The organism is Alienimonas chondri (assembly GCF_013036045.1).
GTDB lineage: Bacteria > Planctomycetota > Planctomycetia > Planctomycetales > Planctomycetaceae > Alienimonas > Alienimonas chondri.
On the sequence record NZ_WTPX01000052.1, the window covers coordinates 15,065 to 29,082 of the forward strand.

At 68.9% G+C, this 14,018-nt stretch carries 12 protein-coding genes; 10 read left to right on the top strand and 2 right to left on the bottom strand.

Annotated features, from left to right (window positions below):
- Positions 1-46 precede the first annotated feature (46 nt).
- The 9 genes from LzC2_RS09675 to LzC2_RS09715 all read left to right on the top strand — a co-directional run bounded on the left by LzC2_RS09675 (position 47) and on the right by LzC2_RS09715 (position 10,278).
- Positions 47-1,549: a glutamate ligase domain-containing protein gene (locus LzC2_RS09675; protein ID WP_171186289.1), complete on the top strand. Its 1,503-nt coding sequence runs from the start codon at positions 47-49 to the stop codon at positions 1,547-1,549.
- A 33-nt stretch (positions 1,550-1,582) separates the two neighbouring features.
- Positions 1,583-2,539 (top strand): UDP-N-acetylmuramate dehydrogenase, encoded by a 957-nt coding sequence (gene murB, locus LzC2_RS09680; protein WP_171186291.1) that lies wholly within the window; start codon positions 1,583-1,585, stop codon positions 2,537-2,539.
- Entirely contained in the window at positions 2,536-3,651 is a 1,116-nt protein-coding gene (locus LzC2_RS09685) for a D-alanine--D-alanine ligase family protein (RefSeq protein WP_171186293.1), read from the top strand. Before murB ends, LzC2_RS09685 begins: the two co-directional genes overlap by 4 nt.
- Before the next feature lie 392 nt (positions 3,652-4,043).
- Positions 4,044-4,538, top strand: a complete 495-nt coding sequence (locus LzC2_RS09690) for a hypothetical protein (RefSeq protein ID WP_171186295.1) — start codon at positions 4,044-4,046, stop codon at positions 4,536-4,538.
- Between the two features lie 342 nt (positions 4,539-4,880).
- A complete protein-coding gene (locus tag LzC2_RS09695; protein ID WP_171186297.1) occupies positions 4,881-5,645 on the top strand; it encodes a ThuA domain-containing protein in 765 nt (254 codons plus the stop codon).
- Positions 5,646-5,721: 76 nt separating this feature from the next.
- Positions 5,722-6,762 carry a Gfo/Idh/MocA family protein gene (locus LzC2_RS09700; RefSeq protein ID WP_171186301.1) on the top strand — a complete coding sequence of 347 codons (1,041 nt, stop codon included), beginning with the start codon at positions 5,722-5,724 and terminating at the stop codon, positions 6,760-6,762.
- A 41-nt stretch (positions 6,763-6,803) separates the two neighbouring features.
- The gene (locus LzC2_RS09705) at positions 6,804-7,136 is read left to right on the top strand and encodes a hypothetical protein (protein WP_171186303.1); all 333 of its coding nucleotides are present in this window, start codon (positions 6,804-6,806) and stop codon (positions 7,134-7,136) included.
- A gap of 110 nt (positions 7,137-7,246) precedes the next feature.
- Positions 7,247-8,407 (top strand): Gfo/Idh/MocA family protein, encoded by a 1,161-nt coding sequence (locus LzC2_RS09710; RefSeq protein WP_171186305.1) that lies wholly within the window; start codon positions 7,247-7,249, stop codon positions 8,405-8,407.
- A 296-nt stretch (positions 8,408-8,703) separates the two neighbouring features.
- Positions 8,704-10,278, top strand: coding sequence for a 2-isopropylmalate synthase (locus LzC2_RS09715; RefSeq protein ID WP_171186307.1), 1,575 nt, complete (start codon positions 8,704-8,706; stop codon positions 10,276-10,278).
- An 86-nt stretch (positions 10,279-10,364) separates the two neighbouring features.
- On the opposite strand, the gene LzC2_RS09720 is transcribed toward LzC2_RS09715, so the two are convergent.
- Together LzC2_RS09720 and hpnE are read right to left on the bottom strand one after the other, a co-directional pair.
- Positions 10,365-11,399: a potassium channel family protein gene (locus LzC2_RS09720; RefSeq protein WP_171186310.1), complete on the bottom strand. Its 1,035-nt coding sequence runs from the start codon at positions 11,397-11,399 to the stop codon at positions 10,365-10,367.
- A 70-nt stretch (positions 11,400-11,469) separates the two neighbouring features.
- A complete protein-coding gene (hpnE, locus tag LzC2_RS09725; RefSeq protein ID WP_171186312.1) occupies positions 11,470-12,981 on the bottom strand; it encodes a hydroxysqualene dehydroxylase HpnE in 1,512 nt (503 codons plus the stop codon).
- 66 nt (positions 12,982-13,047) lie between these two features.
- On the opposite strand from hpnE, the gene LzC2_RS09730 reads away from it, so the two are divergent.
- Complete coding sequence (locus LzC2_RS09730; RefSeq protein ID WP_171186314.1) at positions 13,048-13,887, top strand: ComF family protein; 840 nt, start codon at positions 13,048-13,050, stop codon at positions 13,885-13,887.
- Positions 13,888-14,018: the final 131 nt, after the last annotated feature.

The window sequence follows — 14,018 nt, forward strand, 5'->3', positions numbered from 1 at the left end:
GGTCCGGGGGGACAAGCCCCCCGGTTCGCTGTGATAAGCTGGGGAGATGCTCGATCCGTTCACCCCGGCCCGCGTGTTCTGCGTGGGCGCCGCCGGCAGCGGGGTGCGGGCGATGGCGGAGTTGCTGCACGGGTTCGGCTGGACGGTTGCCGGCACCGACCGCGGCAAGCCGGACGTGCTGGCGAGAATGTGGGCGAAGGGCCTCGCCGTCACCCACGATCCCGAAGGGCGCGTCTGGGACGAATCGACGGACGGGCGGCCTGATCTCCTGCTCTACTCCCCCGCGGTGCCGCCGACCGACCCGGCGAGGCGGAAAGCGGAGGCGGAGGGCGTCCCGCAGGCGACGCACATCGACCTGCTGGCGGAGCTGACCCGCCGCCGCGAGACGATCGCCGTCGCCGGCACCCACGGCAAAAGCTCGACCGCGGCGCTGCTGGTACACCTCCTCCGTTGCAGCGGCAAGCGGGTCGCCGGCTTCGTGGGGGCGGAGCCGGTCGACCCGACCTACAGCTTCGCCGATCCCGACCCGGAGCTATTGGTCGTCGAGGCCTGCGAATGGAACCGCCACTTCCTGCGGCTCGAGCCGGCGCATGCGGTGATCACGGGAGTGGAGTTCGATCATCCGGACAGCTATCGAGACGCCGCGGAATTGGAAGCGGCGTTCGAGGTGTTCTGTCGGGGCGTGACTGAACGGGCCGCGCTCGCGATGGACGACCCAAACCGGGGAGTCAACGGATTCTTGCTATATGCCTACGACTCGCTGGGCGCTCGTCGGGCGGCGAAGTCGCGCGGATATGCGTTGCTGCGCGGAGAGGCGTACGGGGACTATGAGGAGGCGGGCGGGTACGAACCGGCGCCTGACGGCTCTGCCGTGACCATGCGTCTGTATCTTCCGGAGCAGGGCGAGCCGCTCCGCTTCCCGGTCCCCGTACACTCTCATCCGGAAAACGTCGGGTTCGCAATCGCCGCGGCGGACTACGTCCTCCGCCGAACGGACGGGCTGTGGCGGCACGACCGAGTGAGCGTGCGGGATTTTCTGCGAGGCGACGTCTCGGCGGCGACCAACGTGGAACTCGTCGACCGCTTCACCGCCGCCCTGTGCTCTGCACCTGCCCTTCGCCGACGGTGCGAGCTGCTGGGCGACTGGCACGGCCGCGCGGTGTTCGACGACTACGCCCATCACCCTACGGCTCTGCGGGAGACCCGAGTGATAGCGCAGCAGGCGGCCGCAAGCGGGAGGGCCGCAATCGCCTTCCAACCGCATCAAGGCGGTCGGACGGAAACCCTCTTCCATAAGTTCGTCGGCGCATTGAGCGGCTACGCCGCGGCTGCGGTGTTGCCCGTCTTCCCCGCCCGCGAAACCGCAAGCGCCGCGGAGTGCGAAGCGATGTCGCGGCGATTGGCCGAGGCGGCGGGGGCGACCTACCTGCCTGACCTTGACGCTCTGGTCGGCTGGGCGGACGATTCGACACGCCCGGGGGACGCCGTCGTGCTCGCCGGGGCGGGCGATATCGATCGCGCCCGCGACCTGTTTTTCCCGACTGCCTGACGCCCCCGGCGCCCCTTGAACGCCCCAGCGCCGATGAATCCCCCCGACGTTCCCGCTCCCGACCAGAACGCCGACGGCGACGCCGGCGACGCCCCCGCCGAGCCGTTCGCGGACGTGGACCTTGCCGGGGCGACCGTGTCGACCGACGAACCGCTCGCCCCGAAGACGTGGTTGCGCGTCGGCGGGCCGGCCCAGCACTTCGCCGAACCGACCGATCGCAATCAGCTGCAAGCGCTGGTGAAGCGGTGCGCGGAGACGGACACCACCTGTCGCCTGCTGGGCGGCGGGTCGAACCTGCTGGTGCGGGACGAGGGCGTCAGTGGGTTGGTCATCCGGCTCCCCAAGGAACATTGGAGCGAGCTAACGATCGACGCCGAGGCCGGTACGGCGACGGTGGATTGCGGGGCACCGCTGTCGCACCTCGTCGCCGAGACCGTTAAAGCGGGGCTGGCCGGGTTGGAAACGCTGGTCGGCATCCCCGGCACCGTGGGCGGGGCGTTGCACGGCAACAGCGGCGGTCGGCACGCGGACGTGGGTTCGGTGTGCGACTCCGTCGAGGTGATGACCCGCTCCGGCGAGATCGTCACCCGCACCCGCGACGAACTCTCCTTCGGCTATCGCCGCAGCAGCTTGGACGAGCTGTGCCTGCTGCGGGCGACGTTCGCTTTGAAGTCCGCCGACCCGGACGATCTTGCGGACCGGGCCCGCAAGACGTGGATCCTCAAGAAGAGCAGCCAGCCGCTCTCGCATCAGTCGGCCGGCTGCGTGTTCATGAACCCCCGCGGGCAGAGCGCCGGCGACCTGATTGAACGAGCCGGGCTGAAGGGCACCCGCGTCGGCGGGGCGGAGGTCTCCGATCGGCACGGCAACTTCATCGTTACCGGCGAGGGCGCTCAGAGCGCCGACGTGCTGCGGCTGATCGATCTCTGCCGCGACACCGTCCGCCAGCGGACCGGCGTGGAACTCGAAACCGAATTGCGGATCTGGTGAGCGATCCGGAGTCCCAAGTCGTTCCCGCCGCCTCGGGCACCGCTCGCTTCGCCGCCGCCCTCGGCTTCACCCCGGAGGAACTGCGGCCCGGCGCCGTGACGGAGGATCCGCTGCGGATCGTGGTGCTGTGCGGCGGGATGGGAGCCGAGCGAGAAGTGAGTCTCGCCAGCGGCGCCGCGGTGCATGCGGCGCTCAAGGAGCGGGGGCACGACGCGGTGCGACTCGAACTGCCGCAATCGCACGAGGACTGCGTCGACGCCCTGATGACGCTCGACCCGGTGCACGGTCCGTTTGCTCCGGGCGGGGAGAAGAATGAAGCCGGCCTCGGCGGGCCGTTCGACGTCGCCTTCATCGCCTTGCACGGCCCGTTCGGCGAGGACGGCCGCGTGCAGACCGTGCTGGACCGGATGGGCCTGCCCTACACCGGCAGCGGGGTGTGGAGTTCCGTCCTGTCGTGGCGGAAGCGGCTCTCCAAGGCCCGTTGGGCGGAGTTGAATCTGCGAACTGCTCCGTGGGCGGAGTTCGTCGACGGATCGTTGGGTGACGGAGAGCTGCCGGAGGACGCCGAGACCTGGCCATTGCCGTTCGTCATCAAGCCGGACGCCGGGGGATCGTCGGTCGGGGTGACGCGCATCGACGACCTGAGCGAGCTGTCCGCCGCCCTGGCGGAGGCCCACGCGCACGACTTCCTCGCCGTCGCGGAGCAGTACATCCCCGGTCAGGAGTGGAGCGTCCCGGTCTTGGACGGCGTCGCGTTGCCCCCGCTGCGGATCACGCCGGCCGGCGGATCGGCCGCCCTCTTCACCTACGCGGCGAAGTATGAGGAGGAAGGCACGCGGTTTGACGTCGTGACCGCGGAGTCCGACGAAGGCGAGGAGGGGCGGTTCGCCGCGAGCGCCGCGGCGCTCGCCGTGCAGGCGACGGACGCGTTGTTCGCGGAGGGTCTGGTGCGCGTCGACCTGCGGATCGACCCGCACGGAACGCCGTGGCTGCTGGAATTGAACGCCGTCCCGGGGTTCTCCGCGGCGAGCCAGGTTCCCCGCAGCGCCGCGTCGGCGGGGATTTCGCAGGGGTTGCTCTACGAGCGCTGCTGCCGGACGGCGCTCCGGTAACTTCTCGGCGGGCGGTCCCGCAACGACGCTCTCGGTCGTGCGTCGGGAAATGAGTCGAATCGCGGGATTTCGACCAGAAACGCGGAGTTCGAGTCGGCACGATCGATAGGAAGCGGAGGATACGTCCTCGAGCGAGGGAAAGCAGACGGATGGGACACCTCGGGCACAGTCCGGGCGGCTGTTCGGACGAAAGGAGTGGTGAACCTGCTCCGGTTCGCCTCCGCTCGCTCGCCGTCCCCACGGGGTCGTCGGACGAACGCCCCGCCAGCCGTTCGCCTTCGGGCAAACGGCCGATGGGCAACGTGACCGCGTTGCCCGCCGAGACGGCGTGTCGGGAGAACGAGCCGGTTTCCCCTCCCGGTCTCAAGACGTCCCTAGAGGAAAAGTCCCCCATGAAGCTGTTCTCCCTCGTCGCCGTCGCCGCCCTCTGTTGCTCCGGCAGCGTCGCGAACGCCGGCCTGTTCGGCCACGGCGCCAGCTGTGCCGCTCCGTGTGCGCCGACCTGTGCGGCCCCGGTCTACAACACCTGCGACACCGGCTGTGCGCCGTCCTACAACTACTGCTGTGCCCCGAAGCGTAGCCTCTGCGATCGCCTCTTCGGCGGCGTCGGCGACGTGGTTTGCGCCCTGGACGTGCTGAACATCATCTGCCCGGATGACAACTGCTGCCAGCCCGTCTGCTGCCAGCCCGCCTGCTGCGTCCCCACCTGCGCCGCTCCCTGCGGCTCCGGCTGCGGCGACGTGTGCGGCGGTGTGCCGACCTGTGCCGCTCCCTGTGCCTCCAGCTGTGCCCCGGCCTACAACGGCTGTGACGCGGGCTGCGGCGACGCCGGCGTCGGCCCGGCCTACGTTGCCCCGACCTGTGCCGCCCCCTGCGGCTGCAACTGAATCCGGCCCGTCCGCTTGGACGACCGGTTTCGTCAGGTTGAATTCAGTTACCTGAACCTTGAAGTCACAACCCGGAGCGCCAGCGTCGCGGAGTTCACCGCTCCTCCCTTAAGCGACAGGGTCCCTGCGACCTGAGGCTGGCCACAACTTGAACGTCCCCGCCGCGGCGGGCCGATTCCCACGGGAAACGGCCCGCCGCGGCTCTTTTCGTCGCCCGGTCGCCTCCGGCGCGTTCGATCGGCCGGGGAGCCTTTCGGAATCCTCTGCGGGCCGGCACACTCCCGCCGCCCGTTGTCCGTTCGCTCAGGGGGCTGACGCCCCCCGCTCGCCAAGAAAGCCACGATGTCCGACCCGCTGCGGGTAACCGTTTGGAACGAGTTCCGCCACGAGCGGGAACGTGACGACGTGAAAGCCGTCTATCCCGACGGCATCCACGCCGAGCTGGCCCGCGGTCTCGCCGCGCCGGACCTGACGATTCGCACCGCCACCCTCGACGAGCCGGAACACGGGCTGACCGAGGACGTTCTCGAATCGACCGACGTCCTCACCTGGTGGGGCCACATGGCCCACGGCGAAGTCAGCGACGCGATCGTCTCCCGGGTGCAGAACCGCGTGTTGGCCGGGATGGGTCTCGTCGTGCTGCACAGCGGGCACGAAGCGAAGATTTTTCAGCGGCTGATGGGGACGACCTGTTCCCTGCTGTGGCGGGAAGCGGGCGAGCGGGAAATCCTCTGGAACCTCGCCCCGCACCACCCGGTCACCGCCGGCATCGGCGACTGCATCGAACTCCCGGAAGCGGAGATGTACGGCGAGCGTTTCGACATCCCGGAGCCGGAAACCCTGCTGTTCGTCAGCAACTTCCAAGGCGGCAACGTCTTCCGCAGCGGCGCGATCTGGACCCGCGGCAACGGGCGGATCGTCTACTTCCGCCCCGGCCACGAGACCTACCCGATGTATCGCAACGCCCAGATTCTGCGGGTCGTCGGCAACGCCGTCCGCTGGACCGCTCCGCGGGCGCCCCTCAGCCTGCCGGCGTCGAAGAACGACAACCCGCGCATCGCGATCCCCGGCTACGAACAGCCGGAGGAGTATCGCACGGAGGCGTGATCGACGCCTGTCGGTTCTCCCTCAGCGGGCTGACGCCCGCCGCTCGCCTGTTTCCTTCAACCTGCCTCCCGTCACTTTGAACCCTCTCCGCGTCGGCGTCATCGGTCTCGGCATCGGCCGCAAGCACATCGAGGGCTATCGCACCCACCCGGGCTGCGAGGTCGTCGCGCTCTGCGACCTGGACGAAAACCGGCTGTCCAACATGTCGGACGAGTTCCGCATCGCCGGCAAATACCGCGACACGGCGGCGCTGTTCGCGGAGGCGAAGCTGGACGTGGTCTCCATCTGCACCCCCAATAGCCTGCATCGGCCGCTGGCGGAGCAGGCGTTTGCGGCCGGCTGCCATGTGCTGTGCGAGAAGCCGATCGCCACCAGCGCCGCGGACGGCGAGGCAATGCTGAACGCCGCCGAAGCCGCCGGCAAACGCCTCGGCATGAACTTTTCGTTTCGGTTCACCGCCCAGGCCGCGGCGCTCAAGGCCCGCGTGGACGCCGGCGACTTGGGCGACATCTATTACGGCCGCACCGTCTGGACGCGGCGCCGCGGCGTGCCGGGCTGGGGCGGCTGGTTCGGCCAAAAGAAGATGGCCGGCGGCGGCCCGTTGATCGATCTCGGCGTGCACCGGCTGGACCTCGCCCTCTGGCTGATGGGCTACCCGGAGCCGGAGTGGGTCATGGGCCAGACCTGGAACGCCCTGACGGGCGCCGCCGTCGCCGACAGCGGCAACAAGTTCGACGTGGAGGACTTCGCCGCCGGCACGATCCGCTTCAAATCCGGCCAAATGCTGAGCCTCGAAGCCAGTTGGGCCGGCAATCAACGGCAGAACGAACGGATGGAGACCCGCCTGTTCGGCACCAGGGGCGGCTTGGTGCACGAGAACATCGGCGAGGGCTACGACTTCCGCGCCGAACTGACCTGCGAACGGGCCGGCGCCCTTTGGGACGACGACCTCCACGAACCGGCCCCCGTCCCCCCGCCGAGCATGTGGGAGTTCATCGAAGCGATCCGCGAAGACAAACCCCACCCCGCCGACGGCCGCGAAGGCCTGACCGTGCAGTACCTCCTCGACGCCCTCTACAAGAGCGCGGCCAGCGGGGAGCCGGTGAAGATCGGGTAATGCGGGTGACGGCCCCTCGACCGCCGCACCGCACTGAGCAGATGCCCGGTGCGATTGCGGCGTTCTTCGGCGGGTCGCTCGGGTTTCTGACGCCGCCGACGGTAATCCTCGGCGTGCTGTTCACGATCGAAGTCGTCCGTCAGGGCGGCAAGCTGCCCCACGGGGAGGGGGCGCTCTCCTACTTACTGCTGCTGACGTGCTCCGCTTGGACGATCGGCGCGGGGGCTGGCTTCTGCGGCGCCGCGTTGGCTCTGCGGGTTCGCCGCCGCCGCCACGCGAAATGGCCTGAGAATCTGACGGCCTTCGTCGGGGCGTATGTGGCGGGGACGATCCCCTCGCTGCTCTGCTGTTGTCCGCCGTTCGTCGTTGGGTGAAGTCCATTCTACCGGCGCTCCGCCCCCGGCGGACGGCGCGGGAATGCCCCCGTGGGACACGGCGTGATGGCCTTTACCGTGTAATAGACCCGCCCCCCCGGAGCCTCCCGATGCCCGCCCGCCGTACGTTCCTCGCCTCCACCGCGGCCCTCTCCGCCGCCGCGGCGCTCTCGCCACGGCTGTTCGCGGCGGGTACGGACGAGAAGAAAAAGCTCGGCTACGCCCTCGTCGGACTGGGGCGGCTCAGCACGAACCAACTCGCCCCGGCGTTGGAGAAGACGGAGCACGCGAAACTCGCCGCGGTGGTCTCCGGCACGCCGTCGAAGCGAGACAAGTGGCGGGCGAAATACGACCTGGGCGACCACGTCTACACCTACGAGCAGTTCGACCGCCTCGCCGATGACGACGCGGTGGACGTGATCTACATCGTCCTGCCCAACGGTCTGCACGCGGAATATACGATCCGCGGCGCCGAAACCGGCAAGCACGTTTTCTGCGAGAAGCCGATGGCGAACACCGCCGAGGAATGCCGGCAGATGATCGCCGCCTGCGAGAAAGCGGACGTGAAGCTCGGCATCGGCTATCGCTGCCAGTTCGAACCGCATCATCTCAAGGCGATGGAGACGGTGCGATCCGGCGGCCTCGGCGAACTGCGGGGTCTCGGCGCCGGGTTCGGGTTCAAGATGCCGGCCGACGCCGACCCCGATCAAAAGCTGCACTGGCGGCTCAACCGCGAACTCGCCGGCGGCGGCCCGCTGATGGACGTGGGCATCTACGCGCTTCAGTTCTGCCGCTATATGACCGGCCGGGAGCCGATCTCCGTCACCGCCCAGACGACGCTCACCGAGTCGATCAAATTCCGGCAGGTCGAGGAAACGCTCGGCTGGACGATGACGTTCCCCTCCGTGCTGGAGAGCGAAGCGAAGGAGCGGAACCTCCCCGAACCCCTGCGGGCGCAGGTCACGGCGAGCTGCGCCACGACCTACAACTTCGGCGGATTCAACCAGGGCGAAGCCTTCGGCGAGAAAGGCTCCGTGCTGCTCAAGCCCGCCTACAGCTATTCCGGTCTCGACGGCTCCGTGAAGGGCGAGCCGATGAACCTCGACACTCCCGATCAGTTCGCCGTCGAGATCGACGCCTTCAGCCAGAGCGTGAAGCAGAAGTCCCCCTTCAAGTGCCCCGGCGAGGAAGGTCTCCGCGACCTGCTGGCGATCGAGGCGATCTATCAGGCCGCGGAGACCGGGCGGCGGGTGGAGGTGGCGCAATTATGATTTGTGATAACGCGGAGGCCCCGCGGGGCCTCCGCGTTACGAAGTGCGTGGAATAAAGAGCTTGACGAGACGCTGATTCGGGTCCACACTCCCCGCGTGACTGCCACGCTCCTTCCGCTCGCCCTCCTACTCGCCTCGTCGGCGGGTCCGGGTCGCGTGTGAAGTTCGGCGTCTGCCGTCACACTCCAAACCCCGGGGCCGCTCGCCCCGGGGTTTTTTCGTGGAGACTCCCCGAGGTCGGCTCTTCTCACCTCGTTCAAAGCACCTGGGGCTGACGCCCCACGCTCGCCAAGCTCATGTCTGACCGACCCGACGACCGCGTCGTTATCTTCGACACCACGCTGCGCGACGGGGAGCAATCCCCCGGGTGCAGCATGAACACCGACGAGAAGCTGCGGGTCGCCGAAGCCCTGTGCGACCTCGGCGTGGACGTGATCGAAGCCGGCTTCCCGATCGCCAGCCCGGGGGACTTCGACGCCGTCAGTCAGATCGCCGAACGCTTCGGCGATCGGGCGACGATCTGCGGACTGGCCCGCTGCCGGGACGGGGACATCGACGCCGCGATCAACGCCGTCGCCAAGGGCGAACGCGGTCGCGTGCATGTGTTCCTGGCCACCAGCGCCATCCACCGCGAGCACAAGCTGCGGATGAGCACGGAGCAGATCGTCGAACGCGCCGTCGCCAGCGTGCAGCGGGCCAAGGAGAAGGTGGACGACGTCGAGTTCAGCCCGGAGGACGCCTACCGCACCGAACGCGACTTCCTCTGCGAAGTCGTGGAGAAGGCGATCGACGCCGGGGCGACGACCGTCAACATCCCCGACACCGTCGGCTACGCCACGCCGCAGCAGTATTTCGACGTCATCAAGATGCTGAAGGAGAGCGTCCCGAACATCGATCGGGCGATTATCTCCACCCACTGCCACGACGATCTCGGCCTGGCCGCGGCGAACACGCTGGCAGGCCTGGAGGCCGGCGCCCGGCAGGTGGAATGCACGATCAACGGCATCGGCGAGCGGGCCGGCAACGCGGCGCTGGAGGAAATCGTCATGGCGTTGAAGACCCGGCAGGACCACTTCGGCCTGACCACCGGCATCAACACCCGCAAGCTGTCGCCGACGAGCCGCTTAGTCGGCAGCGTCACCGGACAGGGCGTGCCGCGGAACAAGGCGGTCGTCGGCCGCAACGCCTTCGCCCACGCCAGCGGGATTCATCAGGACGGCATGCTGAAGAACCCGGCGACCTATGAGATCATGAAGCCGGAGGACGTCGGCTTCATCGGGACCGATCTGGTGCTCGGCAAACACAGCGGCCGGGCCGCGGTGAAGGCCCGGCTGACGGAACTGGGCTATACGCCGAACGATGAGACGTTCACCGAGGTGTTCGATCGGTTCATCGATCTGGCCGACCGCAAGAAGGAGGTGTTCGACGCGGACCTCGCCGCGTTGATGGAGGCGAAGCTGTCCGGCGCCGGCCTCGCCAACCGGGAGCGGTGGAGCATTAAAAGCCTGCACACCTCCAGCGGCACGACCGGCGTGCCGACCGCGACGCTGGAGCTGATCGAAGCCCCGGCCGCCGGTTCCCCAGACGGGGACGGCGAGCCGACCATTCACCGCGACGCCGCGATCGGCGACGGGCCGATCGACGCCTGCTTCAACGCCCTCGAGCGCATCATCGGCATCGAGGCGCGCCTGGAGGACTTCGTGGTGAAGAGCGTGACCCGCGGCAAGGACGCGCTCGGTCAGGTGGACGTCCGGCTGTACGCCGGCGGCCGCGATCGCCACGGCCGCGGCGTCTCCACGGACATCATCGAAGCCGGCGCCCGGGCGTTCCTGCAAGCGTTGAACCGGGCGGACGCCGATCGGCAGGCGTGATGAAATGCCAAGTCCAAGAATTCAAGAACCAAACGATAAGCCCTCCGCAGCGTTTTGGTTCTTGAATTCTTGGTCTTGAAGCATCGCTACGGCCCCGCTGAGTCCTCAATGCCGTCCTTTTGCGTCAGCGAATTGATCGCGGCGCCTTTGCCGAAGGTGAACAGGCAATCGCCGGCGGAGAGCACCGCGTCCGGCGGGGGCGGCATCAGCCGTTCCCCGTCGCCGCGGCGGATGCCGACGACCATCAATCCCCTCTCCGACAGGCCGCTTTCTTTCAGAGAGCGACCGCACAAATAGCTGCCCTCCGCGATCGTCACGTCGGCCAGTTCGAGGTCGCTGTCACGATCGTCGGCGATGGCGAGGAAGTCCTCGACGTGCGGGTTCAACATGAACCGCGCCATCTTGACCGCTCCGCTGGCCAGCGGACTGACGACCCGATCGGCGCCGGCCCGCTCCAGTTTCAGAATGGCCCGTTCTTCCGTCGCGCGAGCCACGATTTGGAGTTTGTCGCTCAGCAGGCGGGCGGACAGTACGACGTACAGGTTCTCCGCATCGGTGGGCAGCGCCGTCGTCAACGAGGCGGCTTGATCGACGCCGGCTTCCTTCAGCACCGCGTCGTCCGCCGCGTCCCCGGCGACCCAGGCCCAACCGCGGTCGGCGCAGACTTCTTGCAACAGGTCTTCGTCCTTGTCGATCACGACAAACGCCCGTTCGCGGCGGGCGAGGTACTCGCACACGCCCTGCCCCATCCGCCCGAGGCCGCAGACGACGCTGTGTCCGGACATCGCTTCGATCCGCTGAATCATCCGACGTCTCTCCCAAAGGCGATGAAACTCCGTGCTGACGACCGTCTGGCCCAACGCGAACAGACTGTACGACGCCACGCCCAACCCGCAGAACAGGTAGCCCATCGCGAACAGCTTGCCGTTCGGCGAAAGCGGCTCGTCGTAGGCGCCCACGGTGGTCAGCGTGACGATCGCCAGCCAGGCCGCGTCCAACCAGTTGTAAGACTCCGTCATGCGGAATCCCACGATGCCCGCGGCCGTCAGACCGACCAGCATGCCCCCCGCGACCACGAATCGGCGAACGGTCTTCGGCGGGAGGAGAAAACCGAGGGGCATACGCCGGGAGCGGGCGAACTGTGACGCGAACGAGCGTTCGGAGCCGAGCAGTGTGCCCACGCCGTGATCGCTACGCGAACCCCAGCCAGCGGGCGAGCCGACCGGCCGGGAGATCCGGCCGCACGAGGCGCTCCGATCGCCCCTCGGACTCCAGCACGCTCTCCGCCGCCGCGAAGCCGCTGCGGACCGCCCCTTCCATCGTCGCCGGCCAGCCGGTCGCCGTGTAGTCGCCGGCCAAATGGACCCGCGGGTGCGGCGTGCGGGAGGTCGGCCGCAAGGCGTGATGCCCGGGGAGCGGGGCGAACACGGCTTTGTGCTCCGTCACCATACGCACGTGCCTCACCTCGGCTGCGCGGGCGACGGGGAAGGCCTCGCGGAGTTCGGCCAGAACCTCGTCGATCACCTCCTGCTGCGGTCGTCCGGCGAGCGAATCGCTCGCGCTGATGACGACTTGGAAGTAATACGAGGCGGCTTGGTCGCTCCTCGAATACAAGCCCGACGCGCAAGCGTCGGCCGTCAGTCCCGCAGCCCTCTCGACGCCTACTTCAACATGTCGAGACGCACGGCCGGAGCTTGCGCTCCGGGCTGGTACCGGTTGGTGCAACTGGGTGCGATTGAAGACCCATTGGCTCGTGCGTTCCGGCAGCACGACGTGCGGCAGTGGGGTGATCTCCCGATCGAACCAGACGTGCACGCTGCTGATCGCCGCGGTCTCCAGCGTCGCCGCGGCCGTCAGACCCGCGGCCTCGGCGAACTCCTCCGGGACCAGCGACGCCGCCCGATGATGGGGAACGGCCAGCAAGACGTGATCGGCCGATTCCTCGCTCCCGTCCCGCAGCGTGACCGACGGCCGCGCACCCGCCCCGCCGACGTTCACCCGCCGCACGCCGACGCCCGTGCGAACCGTCACCCCCATGGAATGCAGCCACCCGGACAGCTTCTCCCCGTACAGCACGTCCAGCGGGACGGTGGGCACGATGACCCGCCACGCGGCCGGATGGGCCAGGAACCCGTCGACGATCACCTTGCGGGCGTCGGCGACGTTCATGCGGTCCGGCGTCTCCGATAGGGCGCTGACCAGGACCGGATTCCAAAACCGTTCGATCAGCCGCTCCGTCTGCCCGTTCCCGGCGAGCCAGCCCTCGAAGTCGTCCCCTTCGCCCCCCGTCGTGCGGGCCAACGCCTGCACCCCTGCTGCCAGTCGACGCTTCTCCCGCAGCGTGAAATGCTTGAGCCGGGCGAACGACAACGCCAGATGAAACGGCGCCGGCAGCGACCGCCCCGCGGGGCGCGACTCCGACAATCGGCTGACAGTCCCGTCCGGCAGCTGAAACGTCACCTCGCCCTGCTCCGCCAGATACGGCGACAGACCGGCCTCCTCGCAGAGCGACAGGAAGTTCGTGCAGCAGCCCATCGTGACGTGCTGGCAGTTATCGACGCGCTCGCCGGTGGTTTTGTCGAGGAATGAGCTGGCCCGCCCGCCGAGCCGCGGACGACTTTCGAGCACCGTCACGTCGAACCCCCGCGGCGCCAGCCCCGCCGCCGCGGCGAGTCCCGCCAGACCGCCGCCGACGACGAGCACCCTCGACCGGGAATCGGGGGGCCGGGCGGGAGAGCGATCGGTTGCGGGGACGTTCATCGACGCACCATGGTAGACGCTGCCGTGTCGATCGCCCCCGTCGCCCCTCGCAGTTCTCATCGGGCGGAACGACGCGCCGTCGGTTGGGGCGGCGCCAAGCAAGTTGTGGTCCGCGGCGCCTCGGACTTCGCCCGCTCGCTGCTCGATCTGTGCGTGCCGCCCGCCTGCCCGCTGTGCGGGGCGGACGGCGTGATCGAACCGCCCCGGCTCACCCCCCGCTGCGAATGCCGGGCGACCTTCACCGAACCCGACCGCGGGTGGTGCCGGGGCTGCGGGGCGCCGACGGGCCCGCACGTGCCGGACTGCGGCGATTGCCAGCACTGTCGACGGGAAGATGCGTTCCCGTTCTGCGGGGCGGTTTCGCTGGGGCTGCACGCGGATCGACTCCGGGACGCCGTGCTGTACGCCAAAACCGACGGCGGGCGACCGGCGGTGCGGGCGCTGGGCGAAGACTTGCGGGAACGCTGGGCGGAGCGGCTCGCGGGGTTCGACCTCGTCGCGGCGGTCCCGCATCACTGGACGGCCCGATTGCACACCAGCCACGACCCGGCGGCCGAACTCTGCGACACGCTCGCCCGGGGCTTGAATCTGCCGTCACGGCCGCGGCTCGTCCGCAAGCGGCACCGGACGGACAAACAGGCGCGTCTCACGCCGACCGATCGTCGGGCGAACCTGCGGGGCGCCTTCAACGTGCCGCGTCCCACGTCGGTCGCGGGGAAGCGGGTGTTGCTGTGCGACGACGTCCTCACGACCGGCACGACCGCTCGGCGGGTGACCACGGCGCTGCGTGCGGCGGGGGCGAGTGAGGTTTTCGTCGCCGTGCTGGCCCGCGGGGTCGGCGGGACGTGATCGCGGCGGCGGCCGGTCTTGGAGGATCGGCCCGCACGTTCGTGGGCGGGAACGGTCCGATCCGAACGGAACCGGCTCCGCATCGGTAGCCGGCCGCCGCCCGGCCCGTATCCTGCCCCCCATGGCTCACC

Bases quoted from the DNA above. Each gene is read 5' to 3' on its own strand.
- LzC2_RS09675 (WP_171186289.1), top strand. From the start codon at position 47: ATGCTCGATCCGTTCACCCCGGCCCGCGTGTTCTGCGTGGGCGCCGCC.
- murB (WP_171186291.1), top strand. From the start codon at position 1,583: ATGAATCCCCCCGACGTTCCCGCTCCCGACCAGAACGCCGACGGCGAC.
- LzC2_RS09690 (WP_171186295.1), top strand. From the start codon at position 4,044: ATGAAGCTGTTCTCCCTCGTCGCCGTCGCCGCCCTCTGTTGCTCCGGC.
- LzC2_RS09695 (WP_171186297.1), top strand. From the start codon at position 4,881: ATGTCCGACCCGCTGCGGGTAACCGTTTGGAACGAGTTCCGCCACGAG.
- LzC2_RS09705 (WP_171186303.1), top strand. From the start codon at position 6,804: ATGCCCGGTGCGATTGCGGCGTTCTTCGGCGGGTCGCTCGGGTTTCTG.
- LzC2_RS09710 (WP_171186305.1), top strand. From the start codon at position 7,247: ATGCCCGCCCGCCGTACGTTCCTCGCCTCCACCGCGGCCCTCTCCGCC.
- LzC2_RS09715 (WP_171186307.1), top strand. From the start codon at position 8,704: ATGTCTGACCGACCCGACGACCGCGTCGTTATCTTCGACACCACGCTG.
- LzC2_RS09720 (WP_171186310.1), bottom strand. From the start codon at position 11,399: ATGCCCCTCGGTTTTCTCCTCCCGCCGAAGACCGTTCGCCGATTCGTG.
- LzC2_RS09730 (WP_171186314.1), top strand. From the start codon at position 13,048: ATGGTAGACGCTGCCGTGTCGATCGCCCCCGTCGCCCCTCGCAGTTCT.